Source organism: Brachyspira hampsonii, assembly GCF_001746205.1.
Lineage (GTDB): Bacteria > Spirochaetota > Brachyspiria > Brachyspirales > Brachyspiraceae > Brachyspira > Brachyspira hampsonii_B.
Genome location: NZ_MDCO01000006.1, coordinates 347515 through 371635, shown reverse-complemented (window position 1 = coordinate 371635; position 24121 = coordinate 347515). Strand labels below are relative to the sequence as shown.

The following is a 24121-nucleotide window of genomic DNA, read 5'->3' as shown; positions in this document are numbered from 1 at the left end:
AAGATTGGAGATTGACTTTCCGTTAATTTCCAATCTTTTTTTTATTTTTAACAAAAATCTAAAAAAAATTTAGAATAATAGGAAGGTGTAATTTGAAACGTTACTTAATACTCGAAGATGCAAGCCATTATGAAGGCATAGCTTTTGGTTCTGATAATTTTAAAGTTGGAGAATTAGTATTTAATACATCTATGACAGGTTATCAGGAAGTATTATCCGATTTATCTTACTGCGGACAAATTACTGTTATGACTTATCCGCTTATAGGAAATTATGGAATAAACAGAGATGATTTTGAAAGTTTGAATCCGGCTATATTTGGATTTGTAGTTAAAGAGGCTTGTAAAAGTCCTAATAACTTCAGGAATGCTGAAACTATAGATGAGTTTTTGAAGCTTAAAAATATTCCGGGTATAGAAAATATAGATACTAGAGCAATAACAAAAAAAATAAGAGAAGCCGGCACTCTTAAAGCTGTAATGAGCGACACTATAGATAATAAAGATGATATAGTAAAAATGCTTAAAGAAACACCATATATAAATGATCATGTAAAAAGAGTTTCTACAAAAAATGCCTTTCCCATTCCTAATAGAGGTAAGAAAGTTGTATTAATAGATTTCGGAGCAAAACTCGGAATAATAAGAGAATTAAGCGAAAGAAATTGCGATTTGATAGTAGTTCCTTATGATACAGATTTCAAAACAATAATGAGTTTAAATCCTGATGGAATAATGCTTTCAAACGGACCGGGAAACCCTAAAGATGTTAAAGAATCTATAAATACAATAAAAGAGCTTATAGGAAAGGTACCAATATTTGGTATATGCTTGGGACATCAGCTTATAAGTTTGGCATGCGGTGCTGATACTATGAAATTAAAATTTGGTCATAGGGGCGGAAATCACCCTGTTAAAGATTTAGAAACCGGAAAAGTAAGCATAACAAGTCAGAATCATAGTTATGCAGTAAAAGCAGAAAGTTTAGCAAATACGGATCTTGTTATGACGCATATATCTTTAAATGACGGAAGCTGTGAGGGAGTTAAGCATAAAAGATATCCTGTATTTTCTGTTCAGTATCACCCTGAATCTAGTCCGGGACCTGAAGACAGTAAATATTTATTTGATAATTTTATTGAAATGATAAACAACAATTATGGAGAAAAAAATGCCTAAAAGAACAGATATAAAAAAAATATTAGTTATTGGGTCAGGACCTATTATTATAGGACAGGCTGCTGAATTTGATTATGCAGGTACGCAGGCATGCCAATCTTTAAGAGAAGAAGGATATGAGGTTGTACTTATAAATTCTAATCCTGCTACTATAATGACTGATGCTGCTGTTGCTGATAAAGTTTATATTGAGCCTATTAATTTGGATTTCGCTAAAAGAATAATATATAAAGAAAGACCTGATGCTGTATTAGGTTCTCTTGGAGGTCAGACAGGATTAAATTTGGTTGTTGAACTTGCTGAGAGCGGAATATTAGATGAATATGATGTTGAAATATTGGGTACAGATTTGAATGCTATAAATTGTGCTGAAGACAGGGAACTTTTTAAAAATCTTATGAATGATATTAATGAACCTGTTCCTGAAAGTATGATAGTTCATAGTGTTGAAGAAGCTATTGAATTTGCAAATAAAATAGGCTATCACTTGGTGGTTCGTCCTGCTTATACTCTCGGAGGAACAGGAGGCGGATTTGCACGCAATGAAAGAGAATTAATAGAAATATGTGAAACAGGTTTAAAAATTAGTCCCGTACATGAATGCTTAGTTGAAAAGAGTATCGCAGGTTATAAAGAAATAGAATATGAAGTAATAAGAGATAACAATGATAACGCTATAGTAGTATGCAATATGGAAAATGTTGATCCTGTTGGAATACATACAGGAGACAGTATAGTAGTTGCTCCTTGTCAGACTTTAAGCGACAGAGAAAATCAAATGCTTAGAAATGTCAGTCTTAAAATAATAAGAGCTTTGAAAATATGCGGCGGATGCAATGTACAGTTGGCATTAGATCCTAATAGCTTTAAATATTATATAATAGAAGTTAATCCTAGAGTATCTCGTTCCAGTGCTTTGGCTAGTAAAGCTACGGGTTATCCTATTGCTAAAATCAGTGCCAAAATAGCAGTTGGTATGACTTTAGATGAAATAATTAATCCAATAACTAAAAAAAGTTTTGCATGTTTTGAGCCTTCTATTGATTATGTAGTTACAAAATTCCCAAGACTTCCATTCGATAAATTTCCTAATGCAGACAGACAGCTTGGTACTCAGATGAAAGCTACAGGCGAAGTTATGAGTATAGGAAGAAATTTTGAAGAGTCATTTTTAAAAGCTGTACGCTCTCTTGAAATAAAATGCGATCATATAATACATAATGATGTTTCTAATTATACCACTAAAAAATTATGGGAGCGTATAGAATTAAGAGATGATTTAAGAATATTTATTATAGCTGAACTTCTAAGACGAAAAGAAGATATAAAAGATATTATATATATTACTCATATAGATAAATTCTTTTTAGACAAAATAAAAAATATAATTGCATTAGAAGAAAAATTATACAAAAATAAAATGGATATAGAAGTTTTAAAAGAATGCAAGGAGAGAGGATTTTCTGATAGTTATATATCTAAAGTTTGGGAAACTGAAGAAATGCATATATACAAATTAAGACATGAAAATAATATAATTCCTGTATATAAAATGGTTGACACTTGTGCAGGAGAGTTTGAAAGCGAGACTCCTTATTTCTATTCTACTTATGAAAAAGAAAATGAATCTTTTAAAAGCGGAAAGGAAAGCATAATAGTTCTAGGTTCAGGACCTATAAGAATAGGACAAGGTGTGGAGTTTGATTATTCTACAGTTCATTGTGTTATGACTATAAGAGAAGCCGGATATGAAGCTATAGTAATAAATAATAATCCTGAAACTGTATCAACTGATTTTTCTATATCCGATAAACTTTATTTTGAACCTTTAACTATAGAAGATGTTATGCATATAATAGAGCTTGAAAAACCTAAAGGTGTTATAGTACAGTTTGGCGGACAAACTGCTATTAACTTGGCAGAAAAACTAGTTATGCATGGAGTTAATATATTAGGCACTTCTTTAGAAAATATCAATAAGGCTGAAGACAGACATGAATTTGAAGAGATGTTAAAAACTCTTAATATACCTCAGCCTAAAGGTGAAACTGCTATAACTGTTGATGAGGCTTTAGTAATAGCAAATAATATAGGCTATCCTGTTTTAGTTCGTCCTAGCTATGTACTTGGAGGAAGAGCTATGGAGATAGTGGATAATGATTCATCTTTAAAAATTTATATGGAAACTGCTGTAAAAGAAGTAAGCAATAAAGCTCCTATATTAATTGATAAGTATGTTATAGGAAAGGAAATAGAAATTGATGCTATTGCCGACAGTGAGAATAATATATTTATTCCGGGAATTATGGAGCATATAGAAAGAGCAGGAATTCATTCCGGTGATTCTATAAGCGTATACCCTACTCAAACAATATCAAATAAAGTAAAAGAAACTATTATTGATTATACTAAAAGAATAGGTATAGGATTTAATTTCATAGGGCTTTACAATATACAATTTATAGTTGATAAAAATGATAATGTTTATGTACTTGAAGTGAATCCTAGAAGCAGCAGAACAGTACCTTTCTTAAGCAAAATAACTAATATACCAATGGCTAATGCGGCAACTATGTGCATAATTGGAAAATCATTAAAAGAGCAAGGATACAATAGTTTATATAAGGAAGAATCTAATAAGGTATTTGTTAAAGCTCCTGTATTTTCTTTTGCTAAATTAAGAAAGGTAGATACTATACTAGGACCTGAAATGAAAAGTACAGGCGAGGCATTAGGTTTTGATTTTAATTTTGAAAAAGCATTATACAAAGCATTAATAGCAAGCGGACTTAGAATACCTTTACAGGGAAATGTACTTCTCACTATTTCAGATAATCATAAAATTGAAATACTTGATTTGGCAAAGAGATTTTCTAATATAGGCTACGGAATATATGCTACAAAAGGAACTGCTAATTTCTTAAGAGAAAAAGGACTCTATGTTAAAGAAGTATCAAAAATTTATGAAGAAGGTTTAGAAAATATAATAGACACTATAAGACTTGGTAAAGTGGACTATGTTATAAATACAATAGAAAGCAATAGCCAAACACATTCAGATAGTTTAGAATTAAGAAGGGCTTCTGCTGAAAATAATATATCATGTATTACATCATTAGATACGGCTTATGCTTTACTTAAAGTTATAGAATCTATGAATTTCACTATAATGGATTTATCTAATATTTAAAAAATAAAAAACTATGTATTTGTTATCAATACAAAAACAAATACATAGTTTAAAATTCATTTTAAATAAAATTAATTTTTAGTATAAATTTTACCGCCATGACGCTCTTTTATCTTAGTTACAGTATCAGCCATCATATTAACAGAAGCCATAATCTCTTCAAAAGTATCAGGTTTTATAGACTGAGCCCCGTCGCATAAAGCATGTTCCGGATCATTATGAACTTCTATTATCATACCATCAGCACCGGCAGCTAGAGCAGCTAGAGTGAGAGGAAGCGCCATCCAAGCCTTACCGCTTGCATGTGAAGGATCCCCTATTACAGGCAAATGGCTCATTCTTTTTATTATAGGTATTGCAGAAACATCGAAAGTATTTCTAGTATAAGTTTCAAAAGTTCTTATACCTCTTTCACATAATACCACATTGCTGTTTCCTTTATCGAGTATATATTCAGCACTCATAAGCCATTCTTCCATAGTATTAGCTAAACCTCTTTTTAGAAGTATAGGTTTCTTTAATTTACCTACTTCTTTTAAAAGCTCGAAGTTCTGCATATTTCTAGCCCCAATCTGAATCATGTCAACTGTATTTTCAAACTCCTCTAAATGTCTTATAGATACAATTTCACTTACTATAGGAATGCCGACCTCTTCTCTAGCCAATTTTAATATTTTAAGTCCATCTAAAGCAAGACCTTGGAAAGCATAAGGCGAAGTTCTAGGTTTGAAAGCCCCTCCTCTAAGTATTGAAGCACCTGCCGCTTTTACGCTTTTAGCAATATTAATAACCTGATCTTCACTCTCAACAGAACAAGGACCTGCTATTATAACAGGTTTTTCAGCTCCTATTTTTACCCCGCTCACATCAACAATAGTGTCTTCTTTTTTGAAAGCTCTGTTTGCTCTTTTGAAAGGTTCCTGAACTTTTAAAACTCTTGCAACACCTGGTAAAGTAGCCATTAATTCTCTGTCAACCTTAGAAGTATCCCCTACTATACCTATAACAGTACAGTCAACTCCTACTATCTTATTAGTACCAAGTCCTGCTTCTATAAGCCTGTCTGTTATATTATTAATATGTTCTTCTTTAGCATTTGGTTTCATTACAATAATCATAGTAATTATCTCCTCGAGTTTAAAATATTATGTTAAGTATGATTGCTTTATATTATGTTTTCTTTGAATTAAAAAATTCAATTTATATATTTTGTTTGTTGTAAAAAATAGAATATTCCGGCGTTTTAAACGCCAAAAAAGAATGATAAGCAAAAGAAGTTATTGCTGATAGAGTTAATAAAAATTCTGCATTTCATAATTGTTTATTATATATCAATATGAATAAAAGTCAAGAAAAAATACTTATAATTATAATTTTATATAAAATAACATCATATAATTAAATAAATTCATTGATTTTATTATAAAATATTATAGAATAAGCAAGGTATATCTAAAATAATTTTTAAGGCGGTATATTATGAAATTAAATAAATATATGGTTTCACCATCGGTACCAAAAGAATTGGAGCCACTTATAGAAATTACTAAAAACTTTTGGTGGTGCTGGAATCAGAAAGCAATAACTTTATTGAGAACGATAGATATTGATAATTGGGATAAAAGAGATCATAACCCTATAAGAGTTTTAGGCGAATCTTTACAAGAGCGTTTTGATGCTATGCTTCAAGATGATGCTGCTATGATGAATTTAGCTGAAGTTTACGATGAGTTTAAAACTTACATGAATCAGGAAACTTGGTATAATAGTTTAGATGAAAGTAAAAAAACTAAAAACGAAAAAATAGCTTATTTTTCTTTTGAATACGGACTTCATGAATCTTTGCCTAACTATTCAGGCGGTCTTGGTATATTATCAGGAGATCACTTAAAATCTGCAAGTGATTTAGGTTTGCCTTTGGTAGCAATGGGACTACTATACAGAAAGGGATATTTCAGACAATATTTAAATGCTGACGGCTGGCAGCAGGAATATGATATAGAAAATGATTTCTTTAACTTAGCTTTAGAAAAAGTTTTAGATAAAAACGGCGAAACTATGAAGGTAGATGTAGATTTACCCGGAAGAAAAGTTTATGCTCAGATATGGAAAGCTAATGTAGGAAGAATTGAACTTTACTATTTGGATGCCAATATAGAAGAAAACAGCGTTGAAGATAGAGATATTACAGCTCAGCTTTACGGCGGTAACTTAGAAACTAGGATACAGCAGGAAATACTTCTTGGTATTGGAGGAGTTAAGGCATTAGATAAATTAGGAATTAAACCTACAATATATCATATGAATGAAGGTCATAGTGCTTTTCTTTCTTTAGAGAGAATAAGACAATTAATGGAAAATAATAATTTAGATAAAGAAACAGCAAGAGAGGTAGTTTACAGTTCTAATATATTTACTACTCACACTCCTGTACCTGCCGGTAATGATATATTCCCTATAGATATGATACAAAAATACTTTACAGAATATGTTAAGCATATCAATATGTCTATGGACGAGTTCATAAGACTAGGAAGAATTAATCCTGATGATCAAAAAGAAAGTTTCTGTATGACAGTGCTTGCTCTTAATTTATCAGCTGAAAATAACGGAGTAAGCGAACTTCATGGACAGGTATCAAGAAATATGTGGAAAGATATATGGAGAGGCGTTCCTGTTAATGAGCTTCCTATAGATTCTATTACTAACGGAATTCACACTTTAAGCTGGATATCTTTTGATATGCAGAACCTACTTGACAGATATTTAGGACCTCGTTGGAGAACTAAACCATTAGAGTATGAAATCTGGGAAAGAGTACAAAAAATACCTGATGCCGAACTTTGGAGAACACATGAAAGAAGAAAAGAGAGACTTATTGACTTCTGCCGTGAAAGATTAAAAACTCAGATTACAAACAGAGGCTTCACAAAAAAAGAAATAGAACATGCTGAACAAATACTTTCTCCTGAAGCTTTAACTATAGGTTTTGCAAGGAGATTTGCCACTTACAAAAGAGGAACATTACTTTTCAAAGATTTAGAAAGATTAAAGAAAATTGTTTCTAATTCTGAAAGACCTGTACAAATAATATTTGCCGGTAAAGCTCACCCGCATGATAATGGCGGTAAAGAATTAATAAGAAATATTGCAGAAATCTGCAGAAGAGAAGATTTCAGAGATCATATAGTATTTATAGAAGATTATGATATAAATGTAGCCAGATATATGGTTCAAGGTGTAGATGTATGGCTTAACAACCCTAGAAGACCTTTAGAGGCAAGCGGTACAAGCGGCATGAAAGTTCCGCCAAACGGAGGATTAAACTTCAGCGTATTAGACGGATGGTGGGATGAAGCTTATGACGGACAAAATGGCTGGGCTATAGGTAACAGAGAAGAATATACAGATTTAGAATATCAAGATGAAGTTGAAAGCAAAGCTCTTTATAATGTATTGGAAAATGAGATAATACCTCTATTCTATGAAAGAGGAAGAGACAATATACCTAGACAATGGGTTGCTGCTATGAAATGGAGTATGCAGACTGTTTGTCCTGTATTCTCTACAAATAGAATGGTTGCTGATTACTTTAACAAATTCTACAATAATGCAAGTAAAAGATTCTTCAATATGACAGAAAATGAATTTGATAAAGCTAAAAATCTAAAAAATTGGAAAAATGATATTATTTCAAAATGGTCTAAAGTTTCATTTGAAAATACAATTTCTGAAATGCCTTCAAGAAACTTAAAAGTTGGAAGTAAATTTGAAGTTAAAACTATAGTTAATCTTGGAGATATAGCTCCTGACTCTGTAAGAATAGAACTTTATTATGGTAAGTTAAGTATGAAAGAAGATATCATAGATCCTATTACAGTTGAAATGAAACATTCTTCTGATTTAGGAAACGGAAGACATTCTTTCTCAGGTACTTTAGAATGTACTAATAGCGGACAAAGCGGTTATGCTATAAGAATGTATCCATATCATAAGGACTTAAGTTATAAATTTGATATGAAACTTATAATATGGAGTTAATACTCAAAGGATAACTTATATAAAATATTAGGCTTAGACTTTTATAAGTTTAAGCCTTTTTATTATTAAAATTATTGACCTTTTATAATGAAAAGATAATCCTGATAGAAATTGGCAGTTAAATACATCTTTATTTTAAATGGTACATATTCAAGCTGAGGCTCATAATTACAGTATCTGCTTTATACTCTTATACTTGGTATAGTAGTTTTAATCCTACAGGAAGTGAATCAGAATCATTTATTATATTTTTATTATAAAGTATATAACAAAAATTTCTTTCTCTATATATAAATATATAAGATGATATTTTTAATAAAGTACATCCTCTTCTTACAGTATAATATCTGGGAAGCAAATCCATTGTTATATAATATCTTCTATCTATATAAATTTATTATAAGGGTGAATTTAATATTGAAGACATAATAGAAGTCCTAGAGTAGTTTATTACTATTGATAAAATTCTAAAAAACAGTATTATTGTTATTATATAAATATAATATTGACTTTTAATATTATAGAATGTATTATTTAATAAATCTTATAAGGAGTATTATTATTATGAGAAATATTTTTATTTCTGCAGCTATTATCCTATCATTATTAATGATAGGATGTCAAAAAAGCAACAATCTAAATTACATTTTTGCTACAGGAGGAACTAGCGGTACTTACTATTCATTTGGCGGAAGTATAGCAAGTATATGGAATGCTAATATCGAAGGAATGAATGTTACTGCTCAGTCAACAGGAGCTTCTGCTGAAAATTTAAGACTTCTTAACAGACATGAAGCTGACTTTGCATTTGCACAAAATGATGTTATGGACTATGCTTATAACGGTACAGATATATTCGCAGGAGAGGTATTAACTAATTTCTCTGCTATGCTTACATTATACCCAGAGATAGTACAAATAGCTGCTACAAAATCAAGCGGCATAAAAACAATAGCTGATATGAAAGGTAAAAGAGTATCCGTAGGTGATGCCGGAAGCGGTGTTGAGTTTAATGCTAAACAAATATTAGAAGCTTATGGATTAACTTTTGACGATATAAACAAATCAAATCTTTCATTTAAAGAATCAAGCGACGGGCTTCAAAATGGAACATTAGATGCTTGTTTTATAGTTGCTGGAATACCTAATGCTGCTTTGCAGGAATTATCTTTATCAAGCGATATAGTATTAGTTTCTTTGGAGCAGACTCAGGTAGATGAAATGCTTAATAAATATAAATATTATACAGAAATAACAATACCTGCAAATACTTATAATAATGTTAATACTGATACTAAAGCTATAGCAGTAAAAGCAACTATTGCTGTTAATAACAATATACCTGAAGATGTTGTTTATAATTTAATGAAAACATTATTTGATAAAAAAGATGATTTAGCAACTGCTCATGCTAAAGGTGAAGAATTAAATATTGAAGATGCTTATAAAGGTATATCTATACCATTCCATCCCGGTGCTTTAAAATATTATCAAGAATTGGGATATAATATACAATAATTATAAATATGTTGGTGTATTCATATTATTTATATTAATTAAAATGAATACACCAAATAATTATTCGAAAAAATAATATATATATGTTAAAGAAAATTATTACATGTATATCTGTTATAATCATAATAATTATTGCTTTATTATTTGTGCCTCTATTTCCAAGACTTGTATTAAATAGTGTTAAAAATAATAAAGTTAATTTTATATTTAATATTGATAAAAAAGAGTTTCTAATTTCATATACCCATTCTGTAAATAAAGGAAGAATTAGAGATTACTACATTATAAATGATAACAATGATATAGTGCTGGAGAAAACAAGATTTGTTTCTTATGGCGCTGGTATGTCTGATCCTCAGGGTGATGAACATATAATTATTACAAATGATTACATAGAAATAAATAATATTAATAAAGTAATAAAAGATTTATATTTATTTGTAGGTATTGTAGCGGATCACAGAATAGAATTTGATGGAAAAGAAATAGAATTAAATACACTATTCAAACCTCAAATAAATATAAAAATACAATATAAAAAAGTTTCATTATTTGAAATGATTACAAGTGTAAGGAGAAAACAATGAAAGATAAAAAAGATATTCATATTCCAACAGTCGAAGAAATTGATGATTATATGAGCAAATACGACAGTGAATCAAGATACAGAAGATATAATGATTGGAAAAAATATTTAATCATAGCAATATCAGTAATATTCTGCTTATTTCAATTATATTCGATACTTTCTGGAAGAATTACTGCTCAGGTTGTAAGGGCTACACACTTAGCATTTGTTATGCTATTAGCCTATTTACTTTTCCCAATGAAAAAAGATATGCCTAAGGATAAACTTCCTTGTTATGATGTTATACTTGCTATAATAGGAGCTGCTTCTTGGGGGTATATTGTAATTAATTTTGAATCAATAGTAAGAAGAGCCGGAATATATACAACAACAGATATTATAATTGGTATAATAGGCATACTTCTTGTATTTGAAGCCTGCAGAAGAATAGTAGGTCTTCCTATTCTTGTAATATCAATAGTTTTTATTGTATATGCATTATTCGGAGCTTATGCACCCGGTTTTTTAAATCATAGAGGATATTCTCTTCAAAGATTGGTTTCACATTTATTTTATAATACAGAAGGTATAATGGGTACTCCTATAGGAGCATCGGCTACATTTATATTCTTATTTATATTCTTTGGAGCATTGCTTGATAAAACAGGAATAGGTCAGTTTTTTATAGATATATGTAATGCCATAGCAGGAGGTTTTGACGGAGGTCCTGCAAAAGTAGCTGTACTTACAAGTGCAATGTTTGGTACTGTTTCTGGAAGTTCTGTTTCTAATACTGTAGGTACAGGAAGTTTTACAATACCTATGATGAAATCTTTAGGGTACAGAGGCGAATTTGCAGGTGCTGTTGAGGCTTCTGCTTCTACAGGAGGGCAGTTAATGCCTCCTATAATGGGTGCTGCTTCTTTCTTAATGGCTGAAAGTTTAGGGATACCTTATATGCAGGTTGCTAAGGCTGCTATCATTCCGGCTATACTTTATTTTACAGGTATATTTATAATGGTGCATTTAGAGGCTAAAAAAACAGGGCTTAAAGGTTTATCAAGAGATTCTCTTCCTAAAATGGGTGAGCTTTTAATGAAGAAGGGATATTTAGTTGTTCCGCTTCTTACTATAATATATTTTTTCGTACTTGGTAAAACAGCAATTTATGCAGGATTAATGGGTATTATTGCTGCTGCTTTAGTTGCTGTTATTAATTCTATAGTAGACATCATAATGAAAAGAAAAGTTAGTTTCGGACTTAATGATTTAATAGATGTTTTTGTTAATGCTGCTAGAAATATCATAAGCGTTGCTATTGCCTGTGCTATGGCTGGTATTATAATAGGAGTTATTACTTTAACAGGATTAGGTTTAAAAATAGGGGCAGGTTTAATATCAATATCCGGAGGAATACCTATACTTTTATTGTTCCTAACTATGATAAGTTCTATTATATTAGGTATGGGAGTGCCTACTACTGCTAATTATCTTATTACTTCTACAATAGCTGCTAGTGCTATAATAGGTTTAGGTTATGAACCTTTAGCTGCTCATATGTTTGTATTCTATTTTGGTATTATAGCCGATGTTACTCCTCCTGTTGCTTTAGCTGCTATGGCTGGTGCTGCTATCGCTAAATCCGATCCTCTTAAAACAGGAATAGAAGCTACAAAACTTTCTATAGGTGCTTTTATTATACCTTATATGTTTATATTTAATCCAGACATACTTATGATTAATACTACAATTTCTGATGTTATACCTATTTTAATAACTTCTCTTATAGGTATGTTCGGAGTATCTGCTGGATTAGAAGGATATGTCTTTAGAAAATGCAAAGCGTATGAGAGAATATTATTTATTATAGCAGGGCTTCTTTCTATATATCCTGAATTTTATACTGATATTATAGGAATAGCTATTATCGCTATATTAGTTATTGTACAGATAGCAACAAAAAATAAAAGAAATACTCCTGCTGCTGCTTAATAATATCAAAACTTAAAAATAATAATAATGAGGAAGCTTTAATATTTATAATGCTTCCTCATTTTTTATATATTGATTTTGAAATAAGTATAATATTTACTGCTATTAAAAAATATGTTATTATATTTTCTAATATAAGCAGGAGAAATATATTAATGGAAATAGAAATAGTAGAAAAAAAAGATTTTGAAGTAATTGGGAAAGTAGCTGAGGGTGAAAGTGAAAAACACTCTCAGTGGGTTCTTCCTCTTTGGCAGAATTTTAATAAAAATATTAAAGAAATTATAAATTTAGTAAAAGTTGATGAAAATAATAATTTAGCTGGTATATGGGGAATTATGAATGATATTGATGATACTTTTGCTCCTTGGGGTGAAATGGGTAAATATATGGCAGGTGTAGAAGTAAAAGAAAATTCTGCTGTACCTGAAGGCTGGGTAAAATGGAATATTAAAGGCGGAAAGTTCATAAAAGTAAAATGCAATATAGAAAATTACAGCAAAATATTTACAAAGATAGTTGAAGATTATGCTCCTAAAAATGGATATGTAATAGTTGAAAATGTAATGGAATACTATATACCTAACAGCAAAGATTTTTACTTATTTTTTAAAATTAAAAATTAGGATTATTTTAAGGATATTAATATGCTTGATAAATTAGTAATAGCAACATCAAATAAACATAAATTAAAAGAAATAGAATCCATATTTAAGGGAAGTGTAATAAAAGAAATATTATCAATGCCTTCTGATATAGGTGAAATAATAGAAGATGGAAATACCTTTATAGAAAACTCTTTTATAAAGGCTAAAGCGGTATACTATCATACTAAACTTCCATCTTTAGCAGATGATTCCGGACTTTGTGTTAATGCACTGGGAGGAAAACCCGGAATACATTCTGCAAGATACGGCGGAGAGAGTTTAGGATATAAAGAGAAAATGCAGATGCTTTTAAATGAACTAAAAAATAAGGATGACAGAAGTGCATATTTTATAACATCAGCTGTATGCATATTAGATGATAATTATTATATAGCAGTTGAAGGAAGAGTTGATGGAAAAATAATAGAAAACAAAAGAGGTTTTGAAGGTTTCGGATATGATCCTATATTTCAGCCTGATGGATATAATATTACTTATGCTGAAATGAGTCTTGAAGAAAAAAATTCTATGAGTCATAGAGCATTGGCTATGAAAAAAATAAAAAATATTTTATACGGCATTTATCATTTTTAACATGAGGGTATAATATTGAAGCATATTACTGAAATAAAATCTAAAAATAAAAAAGATATAATAAAACTTTTATATAAAAAAAATATTATGTCTAAAAAACGAATAGCAGCAGAATTAGAGTTATCTCCTTCTGTTATTACTAAACTATGCTCAGAATTAATTAAAGAAAATATATTAGTAGAAATGAATAGAATAGACAGTAAAAAATTAGGAAGAAAAGAAGTAGAGATAAAAATAAATCCAAATTATAAAAAATGCATAGGCATAACTATAAATCATATATCAACGGATATTTTACTTGTAGATATGCAGTTTCAAGTTATAGAAAAGGTATCTTTCAAAACAAGTACAAATTATGAAAATGATTTATTAAAAATAGTTAGTACAGTACAAGAAATCATATATAACTATTCACTTAATAATAAAGATATTCTTGGTATAGGAATAAGTATAAAAGGCAATACTGACGGCATATATTCATATTCAGGTATTTGGGGTATAAAAGTGAACATAAAAGATTATATAGAAAATAATTTAAATATACCAACAGTTATAGATAATGGTATAAGATGCAGTGCTTTACTTGAACAATTATATTCCAATGAAGATAATTTCATGTTCATTAAATATATGGAGCCTGGAATTGGAGGTGCTGTAATATTAAATGGAAGTATAAAACGAGGAGAAAATAATTTAATAATGGATTTTGGACATATGATAATCGATACAAATTTAGATTATTGCCATATTTGTAAAAGGAAAGGCTGCTTAGAAAGTGTTATATCCATTGAAAAAATTCTAATTAATATAAAAAATAATTTCTCTAAAGACTTCTGTCCTGTACTATGGGAAATATGCAGCGGAGATTTGAACAACATCAATATCTCAAATATAATAAAAGCAGCAGATAATGGCTGTATAAATATTAATAATATATTCAAAAAAAATGCTCAGTATTTTGCATTATGTTTAATAAATACATATTCTATTATGGATGTAAATAAGATAATAATTATAGGAGATTTATTCTCTTCAAAACGTTTTGTATCATATTTCAAAACTGCTGTTGAAGAATACCAATTAACAGATATTTATGATAAAATAGAAATGCACTTTCATGAAAATGTCCTGCTTTCTCCTATAGCTTTGCTTTTAAATGAGTATTTATTTTAACTGGGTATATCTATATTATATATACCCAATTAAAAATAATATATTTATTTTTTTTCATCATTTAATATTTTTTTTCTAACCGCATTAATCATAGGAAGCCCTGTATCATAATCAAGCTGACGAGATTCATTTTCTTCATTTTCTCTCTGTCTTGTATATCCGTCATTATTCCAATTAGGTACTTTATCTTTTCTCCAAGATCTTGCAGCCCACTGATATCCTCTGTATAAATCTCTTGTTCTGTTCATATTATCCAAAAGTTTGTCATGTAATTTATTTCTAACCTCTTTATAGTTTTCATCATTTATAAGATTATTAACTTCATAAGGATCTTTCTCTAAATCATAAAACTCATCACTATCCAATAAATTAATAACAAGTTTATATCTGTCATCAACTACCGCCCTCATCATTTGAAGTCCGCCGAAACCATCATGATCCACTTCATACCTTGTAAACTCTAAAAATACCTCATCATTTATCCTCACATTAGGATCTTCAATTTGCTTTAACATACTTTTTCCTTCAAATGCTTTAGGTATTTTAACACTCATATAATCTAGTATAGTAGGTGCTAAATCTATATGAGATGCAGGATATGATACTGTTTTTCCCTTTTCATTATATTTAATTATAAGAGGTATATTCGCTATTTCTTTATAAGCACATGCATTTTTCATTTGCAGTTTATGAGCACCAAGCATATCTCCATGATCCGATGTAAATATAATCATAGCATCAGAAGCTATTTCATTTACTTTATCAATAACCCTCCCTATTTCATAATCTACAAAAGAATTACATCCTAAAAATAGAGCTAATTGTTTAGAAGGCTTATTTATTTCATTGGCTTTTTGATTCAAAGCCTCTCCAGCCCATAATCTTTGCATAAGAGGTTTATTCTCTAAATTATCATTAAAAACGGTATCATCATCAAATTTAAATCCCTCATACATTGTATTATATGGTGCTGGGCATAAACAAGGTCCATGCGGTTCGTCATAAGATACTACCAAAAGAAAATCCTCATCTTTATGCTCATCTAAAAATTTCAAAGCTCTATTAGAACATCTATGTGCATAAGTGAAATCTTCTTTCATATCATCATTGTAGGAGGTTTCAGACTGTCTGGATTTTATTCTATCTTCTTCACTTAGTTCATCAAGATAATTTTTCATATCATACCAATAATTTTTATCCCATCCATCAGGACAAACCCCATATCCGAAATAATCTCCTCCATCAAGATGCCATTTACCTATATATCCGCAATGTATATCATTAGAAGTCAATATCTGTCCTATACTTTTTACTCCCTCCCTTAAAGAAACACAGTTTGTAACCATTCCATTAGTATGAGGAAAAGTACCTGTAAATATGGCAGATCTAGCCGGACCGCATACAGGCTGACATGTATAAGCATTTTCATATTTTATGCCATTTTCTGCTAATTTATCTAAATTAGGAGTTATCATTTTTTTGTTTCCATAGCAGCCAAGCATATCTTTTCTTGTAGTATCAGTCATAATAAAAACTATTTGCTTCTTCATAAATCATTCCTTACTAAATTTTATTTTTATAGCTACAAATGATATTACAGAAATTATAACATATATCAATGTTATAACAATAAATTTACTTTTTATATTTTCTTGAGAAGTAACTATTCCTATCTTAGAAAATAATACATACAAATAAATTAAAGTTGTAATCATCACAGCAGATACAGGCTTAGCCCATTTCCAAGAAGTTAAATCAACTTGTTTAGTATATTTCTGAACATAAGGTGTTTTCCTTGGAGATATCATTCCGGATATAAGCATTATCACTACACAGCATACAAATAATATCCCATATACATGTAGATAATGTATTTTTATAGGTATAACAAATTTGTATAAAGAATAACATACTATAAAAAATACTATTGATATTTTAGCACCAATAGCAGGTACTCTTTTTGTAGCAAATCCCATAAGCACAACTACCAATGTAGGTATATTGAAAAATCCCATAACGCTTTTCATAAAAGAATAAAGTCCGTCAGGTGCTTTAGCTATATTAGGGGCAACAAATATAGAAAATATGCACACTATAGTTCCAAATATCTTACCTATAAATACCAATTTTTTATCATCTACGCTAGGGTTAAATATAGGCTTATAAATATTTAAGCAAAACATAGTAGAAGCAGAATTCAAAGCAGAATTAAAAGAACTTAAAACAGCTCCAAACAATACAGCTCCAAAAAATCCTACCAAAGGTAAAGGCAGTACATTACTAACTAATATAGAATAAGCTAAATCCTGATGTGTAATTTGATCTTTATATAAATGAAATGCTATAATACCTGGAATAACCAACATAATAGGAACAAACATCTTTATAAACCCTGCTATAAGTGTTCCTATTTGCCCTTCTTTTAAATTTTTTGCGGCAAATGCTCTTTGAACTATTTGCTGATTTGTACACCAATAAAATAAGTTTACAAGAAACATTCCTGTAAATAGTGTGGAAAAAGGTGCATCACTTGTGGAACTTCCTATAGAATTCATCTTTTCTGGATTCACTAATACTAAAGTTTCTAATCCATTAAATAAACTTCCATCACCAAGTTTAACAAGTCCTAATATAGGAATCATAAGCCCGCCAATTAAAAGTAATACTCCATTTATGGTATCAGATACAGCAACTGCCTTTAATCCTCCAAATATAGCATATATACCTCCTACAATTCCTGTAAAAATAATTACTATAAATAATGACATTTCTCTTGATACATGTAAAATTTCAGAAACATTAAATAATGAATTAACAGCTATACCTCCGGAATACAAAATAATAGGCAGAACAATAAAAGTCAAACTTATAAGAAATAATCCTGTAACCATATTTCTAGTACCTATATCAAATCTCTCCTCTAAAAACTCAGGTACAGTAGTAAACCCGCTTTTTAAATACCTAGGTAAAAAAATCAATGCCATTATTACAAGTGATAATCCTGATGTAGTTTCCCAAGCCATAGATGATAAGCCATGTTTAAATCCGTTTCCATTAAGTCCTACTAATTGTTCAGCTGAAAGATTTGTGAGTATCAATGAACCCGCTATTACTATTCCGCTTAAACTTCTTCCTGCTAAAAAATATCCTTCATTTGTGGATAAATCATCTTTTTTAGTTATTATCCAAGATATAAATGCTACTAAAGCCGTAAAAAATAAAAAAGAAATAATAATTAAATAATTCATACATACCTCATATTAATTTATAAAAGAAATTATATACTATTAAATATAGTATAATTATTTTATATTGTCAATTAATTATAAAAATATTATTTGATATTAAAAAATTTTTATTAAAATTGTGTAATTTTTTAATTTATACTTAATTATTTTACTATATAAAACAATAGTAATAAAAGAATATATTATAACAATAAATTTTAATGATAATAATTACTATTTAGTATGTATATAAACTTGACAATGAAAAAAAACTTTATATACTATATACCATGGAGATGCAAGATGGCTAAACTTCACATTGATAATGAAGATGTAAAAAAATACATATTCAATATTTCAGAAAAATTGATGAGACATTTCGATTTAGAATACGAAATTACCAAAGAAAATGAATACTTTGACCTTTATGCTTTTCATAGAAATGATTTTTTTAAGTCATTTATAACAAAATCTACAGTTTATGAGGGTTATTCTGTATTTGAACATATGCTTTTAAGATTTGTTAAAGAATTAAAGAAAGAAGATATTGAAAATTTTCAAGAAATGCTTATAAGATTAACACCTATACTTTCAAACCCTAATAAATTTCATAAAAGAAGTTTAATAACCGGAATATTAGTTACAGAAAGTCCTTTAGAAAAAGAATGGGAAAAGATGGCTAAAAAATTCTTTTATAAAGTTAATTACAAACTTCTATTTCATGGCTGGTCAGAGACACAGTATGCTATAGTGTCTATGACTGATAAAAATGTATACTTACCTAAGATGCGTAAGAAAGAGTTAAAACTTCTTCTTTCGGATTTTTAGGAGGTTATAAAACAAATAAAAAGGAGATAAAAATGAATGCTTTCATTCTTCTATTGTTAGGTATGGTCATATTTTTTATAGCCTACATAACTTATGGATCATATTTAGCAAAAAAATGGGGAATAGACCCTGGTAAAAAAACACCTGCACATACTCTTAATGACGGTAAAGACTATGTGCCTACAGATGCTAAAGTATTATTAGGACACCATTTCTCATCTATAGCTGGAGCAGGTCCTATTACAGGTCCTATTATTGCCACTATGTTCGGCTGGCTTCCTGTATACTTATGGATCATATTCGGCTGTGTATTCTTTGGCGGAGTTCATGATTATGGTTCATTAGTTGCTTCTTTAAGACATGAAGGTAAATCTATCGGAGAAGTTATAAGACATAATGTAAGCCAAAAAGGTAAAATAATGTTCACACTATATGCATTTATTACTATTTGTTTGGTAGTAGCTGCTTTCTTAGATATTACTGCAGGTACTTTTGCTGTAAATGTTGATAATGCTAGAGAATCTGCTGCAGCTGGTACTGCTAGTATGCTTTTCATTGTCTTGGCTTTATTATTTGGTTTCTTAGTATACAGAAGAGGTGCCGGCGTTGCTGTTTCTACAATAGTCGGTGTTGTATTATTAGCTGCTATTATTTTCATCTCTGATAAATTCCCATTCTTAACTTTAGAAAAAATACATTGGCAAATAATATTAGTTATTTACATAATATTAGCTTCTTTAATGCCTGTATGGATATTATTACAGCCTAGAGACTACTTATCTTCATTCTTACTATATGCTATGGTAGTAGGCGGTGTTGTTGGTTTGGTAATAATGAGACCTGCTATACAAACTCCTGCTTTCACTAGCTTTATGCCTAGCGAAGGAAACTACTTATTCCCTATACTTTTCATTACTGTTGCATGCGGTGCCATATCAGGATTCCATGCTCTTGTTAGCTCTGGTACTAGTGCTAAACAGCTTAACAGTGAAAAAGATGCAAAATTAGTAGGATATGGTGCTATGCTTATAGAAGGTATAGTTGCTATAGTTGCTTTAATGAGTGTTTCTGCTGTTGCCGGTAACGGTGAAGGTACTCCTGCTGCTAGATTTGCTACAGGTGTTGCTACTTTCATGACTTCTTTCGGAGTTCCTCTAAGTATGGGTAAAACTTTCGTTACTTTAGCATTTGCTTCTTTTGCTTTAACTTCATTAGACAGTGCTACTCGTATAGGAAGATATTTAATACAGGAATTAGGCGAATATACTGCTGCTGACGGAAGAGTACATAAAACTTTCTTAACTAATCCTTATATAGCTACTTGTATTACAGTATTAGTTTCTTTAGGATTTACTCTTTACGGTTATGCTAGAATTTGGCCTATATTCGGAAGTGCTAACCAATTATTAGCTGGTTTGTCATTGCTTGCTGTTGCTGCTTGGATAAAAAACAGACAAAAAAGAAATTCTTGGGAAAATATTGTTCCTTTAGTATTTATGTTTGCTGTTACTCTTTCAGCTCTATGCTTAGTTGTTTATACTAATGTTATGAAAGCTACTTTCGACGGTTATGTATTAGCTGCTATAGCCGCTGTTATGATAATATTAGCAGTTATAGAACTATTCATCACAGGTCAATGGGCTCGCGGATTATCTAAAGAAACAGCTTCTAATCCTAATGATCCTATTAAAAATAAATAATTTTATTTAATTATATAATTTTCCCCTTTCATAAAATAATTATGGAAGGGGTTTTTTTATTTACTATATTTTAACACTATAATATAAATAAATTTTTTAATCTAATCAAATTTCTTACTTTGTCGATATAATATAAGACTCATATTTTAAACAAAGGTGAATATTTTCTAATATTATGTCTAATAAGAAATTTAAACTAAAAGAAGAGAAAGCTGTATTTGCTGATATTAGATCTGCAATATCTATAGCAATATTTGACAGTGAAATTAATAATTATGACGGTGGCGTAGATACTGATGTGAGAAGAGCTGTTATGTACAATAAAATAGTATTTGAAAATTTAGTAAAGCGTCTGTTCTCATATCAAGCAAGCAGAGAAGATAAAAAAGACAGATTAAAAGAACTTTCTATTATAAAAATGATAAAAAATGAAAGCAATTCTATATCTAAAGAAAGGATTTACTATATAGAAAATCCCAATGAACAAACTTTTGAATTTTTAAATGATGTTTTGGATAAAGATAAAAAGGTAAGAGGATACAGTGAATATATATTATATTCGCTATTTAATCATTATTTTGACTATATAAAAAATTGATAGTTTTAAATATTATCCTTAGAAAATAAAGAGGATCATATTATTATGAAAAAAATTCTTTCAATAATTATAATATCTATTTTAATATCATTATCATCTATACTGTTGGCACAGAACGCCGCTCCAAACGATGAAAGAAATATTGACAGAGAATTTTATAATGCAGAAAAACTTTTCTTCCAAAAAAAATATAATTTTGCAAGAGAGGCATTTCTTTTATATTTGAAAAGAAGACCATTATCAACAAATGATATGCTCTATTATTATATAGGGGCATGTTATTTCCAAGATAAACAATATGAAAATGCTATAAATTATTATAAATTGGCTTTTGATATAAATGATTCATATTCATATTGCAATAATATAGCAAACTCATACTATCAGTTAAAAAATTATGAAGATGCTTTACTTTGGTACAATAGATCCATAGAAAGACTTCATTCACCATATATAACTAAATTAAATTATGAGGTATTAACTAATTATACAGTTTCACAAAATGTAGTAACAAACACAATATTTATATTTGATGTTAATAACACAGTTTCTAATGAATCTGCAGCTAATATATCAATAACCTCAAATGAATCATTAACAAATGAATTTATATCAACTAATATAACTGCCGCTACTATAACTACAAATACATCAGCAACAAATTTATCATCTGATACCAATGCAATATCTGATGCTATAAATAATCTTAATGCAGCAAATGAAAATATAAAAAATACATTGGACAGCACATTTACAAAACTTCCATTATTTACAAATGTAGTTATAACAAATACATATACAAATGATTATGAATTTACAAATACAACTGTAATATTTGAAGCAAATGCTAATTTTAATTTAGAAGTAGTAAATCCTTCAGTATCAGAAACTTCACTCCCTCCTGATAATGTTACTAATGAAGCAGCATCAGGAGATTCAAACACTGTTGCTATGTCTACCAATTCAACAGTTACAGGTTCTACTTATGTAATAACAGAAGAAAATCCATTTATAGTAACAAATATAGTTATAATGACTAATGTTATGGATACTAATGGAAATATGGTAGAAATAAAAACGAATATAGCTTCAGTAGACGCTTATAATACTTGGGCTTTATATTACAGTGCATATCTTAATATGGGACATACTTTTTTAGCACTTGGCGAAATAACTAATGCGGCTATATCTTATGAAATATTTTTAACTAATGTAGGAAATGATTATTATCAGAAAGAATCTTTAGAAAGAGTTATCTCACTTATAAGAAGCAATGATACATCAATTAAATTTATTCCTTTTACTAATAATCATAGGGTAAATACAAATAATGACGGAAGCATAACAACAGAAACTATATTCCCTAATTTTGATTATGAAAGAGAAACTATATACCCTAATGGCGTTAGAATAATTTATGAAAATGGAAAAATAGAAAAGACAAAAATGTATTCTAATAATTATGAAATTTCAGATACAATATACCCTTACGGAAAAAGAGAAATAGAAACAGTATTTGAAAATGGAGATAAAAGATTAGAAACATATATGGCAGACAATTCAAAATCTGTCAATACAAAAACTTCTGCCGGAGATACTTTTGAATATACTTTATATCCGGACGGTTCATTTATAAATAGAAAAACTTTGGACAGCAACAAAGCATTTGTAGTGGAAAGATCCGACGGTTCTATAACAACAAATTATAAAGATAATAACGGAGCATTCTTCTATACAAGAAGTTTAGACGGCACAGAGGTAAAAAGAACAGAAGATAATCTAGGCAATATTACAACTGAAACTAAAAGGGTTGACGGAGCTGTTATAGTAAAAACAGAGAATCCTGACGGAAGTTATGTAGTAGTTGCCAATTACATAGACGGAAGCATAGGAACTACAACAGTAGATACTAACGGAACAAGCAATTTAAAAATAGTTTATCCTGATGGAAGAGTTGAAGAAAGAAACTCTACAGGAGCAGGAGCAGGTACATTCTCATACAATGTTAAAGCTGATGACGGAAGTATTATAACAAAAACTTATAATGATGATGGTTCATTTACTGTTGTAACTAAAAAAGTTGACGGTACAGTAATAACTGATACTGTCGCAGAAGATACTACAAGCGAAATAAAAATGCCTGACGGTACTACTATAAAAAGAATAATTAAACAAGACGGCTCAAAAGAAACTACTACTATTAATAGTGATTCAAGCACCGTAACTGAAATTATAGCAGCCGATTCAAGCAGTATAACTACAACAGTCAGACCTAATGGATCAAGCACCGTAGTAATAAAAGATACTCTAGGAAATACGGAAACAACAACAACAGAAGCAGATGGAAGCACCTCAACTACAAAAATTTATACAGACGGCAGAACAACAGTCAATGATATAAGAGCCGATGGTGTTACTATAGATATAGAAAATGACGGAAGAAATAAAACTACTGTGGCAAGAGATGCTGAAGGATATGTACTAGAAATGAAACAGTACAGAAATGAAGATCCTGAAATAACTTTGCTTGATTATTTAGGAGAGCCTGTAGAAGCAGAAATTGCAAAAACAGTAATTAGAAGAATGGATTTAAATATAAGAGTAGAAGATATTGATAACCTTAAACTGCCTCCGCCGCCGCCTGAACCGGAACCTGCAGAAGATACAACTGTTACAGATGACACAGCTGCAGAAAACACAGCAAATGATACTGCTGCTGATGATACAGGAAATACGGCTAGTGATACTGTTGAAGATGATACAGCTGCAGGAGATACAGCAAATACTGATAATACATCAGCTAATGATACTGCAGGCACAGATAACACTGCAAATACAGATAACACAGTATTACAAAATTAAAAATT

At 29.8% G+C, this 24121-nt stretch carries 17 protein-coding genes; 13 read left to right on the top strand and 4 right to left on the bottom strand.

The features are described from left to right. The first annotated feature begins 92 nt into the window (after positions 1-92). Positions 93-1178, top strand: a complete 1086-nt coding sequence (gene carA / locus BFL38_RS04695; RefSeq protein ID WP_069725958.1) for a glutamine-hydrolyzing carbamoyl-phosphate synthase small subunit — start codon at positions 93-95, stop codon at positions 1176-1178. Then, entirely contained in the window at positions 1171-4368 is a 3198-nt protein-coding gene (gene carB / locus BFL38_RS04690) for a carbamoyl-phosphate synthase large subunit (protein WP_069725957.1), read from the top strand. The genes carA and carB overlap by 8 nt, the downstream gene beginning before the upstream one ends. A 71-nt stretch (positions 4369-4439) precedes the next feature. Here the strand turns inward: carB and aroF are convergent, their stop codons facing one another. Further along, entirely contained in the window at positions 4440-5486 is a 1047-nt protein-coding gene (aroF, locus tag BFL38_RS04685) for a 3-deoxy-7-phosphoheptulonate synthase (protein ID WP_069725956.1), read from the bottom strand. Between the two features lie 361 nt (positions 5487-5847). On the opposite strand from aroF, the gene glgP reads away from it, so the two are divergent. After that, entirely contained in the window at positions 5848-8409 is a 2562-nt protein-coding gene (glgP, locus tag BFL38_RS04680; RefSeq protein WP_069725955.1) for an alpha-glucan family phosphorylase, read from the top strand. 190 nt (positions 8410-8599) lie between these two features. Here glgP and BFL38_RS15415 read toward each other — a convergent pair whose 3' ends face one another. Beyond that, positions 8600-8773 (bottom strand): hypothetical protein, encoded by a 174-nt coding sequence (locus tag BFL38_RS15415; RefSeq protein ID WP_256097199.1) that lies wholly within the window; start codon positions 8771-8773, stop codon positions 8600-8602. Between the two features lie 200 nt (positions 8774-8973). On the opposite strand from BFL38_RS15415, the gene BFL38_RS04670 reads away from it, so the two are divergent. From BFL38_RS04670 to BFL38_RS04645, 6 genes are all read left to right on the top strand, one after another. Continuing rightward, on the top strand, positions 8974-9927 hold the full coding sequence (locus tag BFL38_RS04670) for a TAXI family TRAP transporter solute-binding subunit (RefSeq protein WP_069725954.1): 954 nt from the start codon (positions 8974-8976) through the stop codon (positions 9925-9927). A gap of 83 nt (positions 9928-10010) precedes the next feature. Next, complete coding sequence (locus BFL38_RS04665) at positions 10011-10514, top strand: DUF1850 domain-containing protein (RefSeq protein WP_069725953.1); 504 nt, start codon at positions 10011-10013, stop codon at positions 10512-10514. Then, positions 10511-12487, top strand: a complete 1977-nt coding sequence (locus BFL38_RS04660) for a TRAP transporter permease (RefSeq protein ID WP_069725952.1) — start codon at positions 10511-10513, stop codon at positions 12485-12487. Before BFL38_RS04665 ends, BFL38_RS04660 begins: the two co-directional genes overlap by 4 nt. Positions 12488-12642: 155 nt before the next feature. Then, positions 12643-13113, top strand: a complete 471-nt coding sequence (locus BFL38_RS04655) for a GyrI-like domain-containing protein (RefSeq protein WP_069726061.1) — start codon at positions 12643-12645, stop codon at positions 13111-13113. Positions 13114-13134: 21 nt separating this feature from the next. Beyond that, positions 13135-13728 carry an RdgB/HAM1 family non-canonical purine NTP pyrophosphatase gene (gene rdgB, locus BFL38_RS04650; RefSeq protein ID WP_069725951.1) on the top strand — a complete coding sequence of 198 codons (594 nt, stop codon included), beginning with the start codon at positions 13135-13137 and terminating at the stop codon, positions 13726-13728. A gap of 15 nt (positions 13729-13743) precedes the next feature. Beyond that, positions 13744-14901 (top strand): ROK family protein, encoded by a 1158-nt coding sequence (locus BFL38_RS04645; RefSeq protein ID WP_069725950.1) that lies wholly within the window; start codon positions 13744-13746, stop codon positions 14899-14901. 44 nt (positions 14902-14945) lie between these two features. Here BFL38_RS04645 and BFL38_RS04640 read toward each other — a convergent pair whose 3' ends face one another. After that, positions 14946-16451, bottom strand: coding sequence for a sulfatase family protein (locus BFL38_RS04640; protein ID WP_069725949.1), 1506 nt, complete (start codon positions 16449-16451; stop codon positions 14946-14948). Positions 16452-16454: 3 nt separating this feature from the next. Beyond that, positions 16455-18149, bottom strand: coding sequence for a solute:sodium symporter family transporter (locus BFL38_RS04635; RefSeq protein ID WP_069725948.1), 1695 nt, complete (start codon positions 18147-18149; stop codon positions 16455-16457). A 282-nt stretch (positions 18150-18431) separates the two neighbouring features. Here BFL38_RS04635 and BFL38_RS04630 point away from each other — a divergent pair, with 282 nt between their 5' ends. From BFL38_RS04630 to BFL38_RS04615, 4 genes are all read left to right on the top strand, one after another. Beyond that, entirely contained in the window at positions 18432-18956 is a 525-nt protein-coding gene (locus BFL38_RS04630) for a DUF8052 family protein (RefSeq protein ID WP_069725947.1), read from the top strand. Positions 18957-18988: 32 nt separating this feature from the next. Continuing rightward, positions 18989-20656, top strand: coding sequence for a carbon starvation CstA family protein (locus tag BFL38_RS04625; protein WP_069725946.1), 1668 nt, complete (start codon positions 18989-18991; stop codon positions 20654-20656). A gap of 175 nt (positions 20657-20831) precedes the next feature. Beyond that, positions 20832-21254 carry a hypothetical protein gene (locus BFL38_RS04620; RefSeq protein WP_008723919.1) on the top strand — a complete coding sequence of 141 codons (423 nt, stop codon included), beginning with the start codon at positions 20832-20834 and terminating at the stop codon, positions 21252-21254. 45 nt (positions 21255-21299) lie between these two features. Beyond that, on the top strand, positions 21300-24116 hold the full coding sequence (locus BFL38_RS04615; protein WP_069725945.1) for a tetratricopeptide repeat protein: 2817 nt from the start codon (positions 21300-21302) through the stop codon (positions 24114-24116). Positions 24117-24121: the final 5 nt, after the last annotated feature.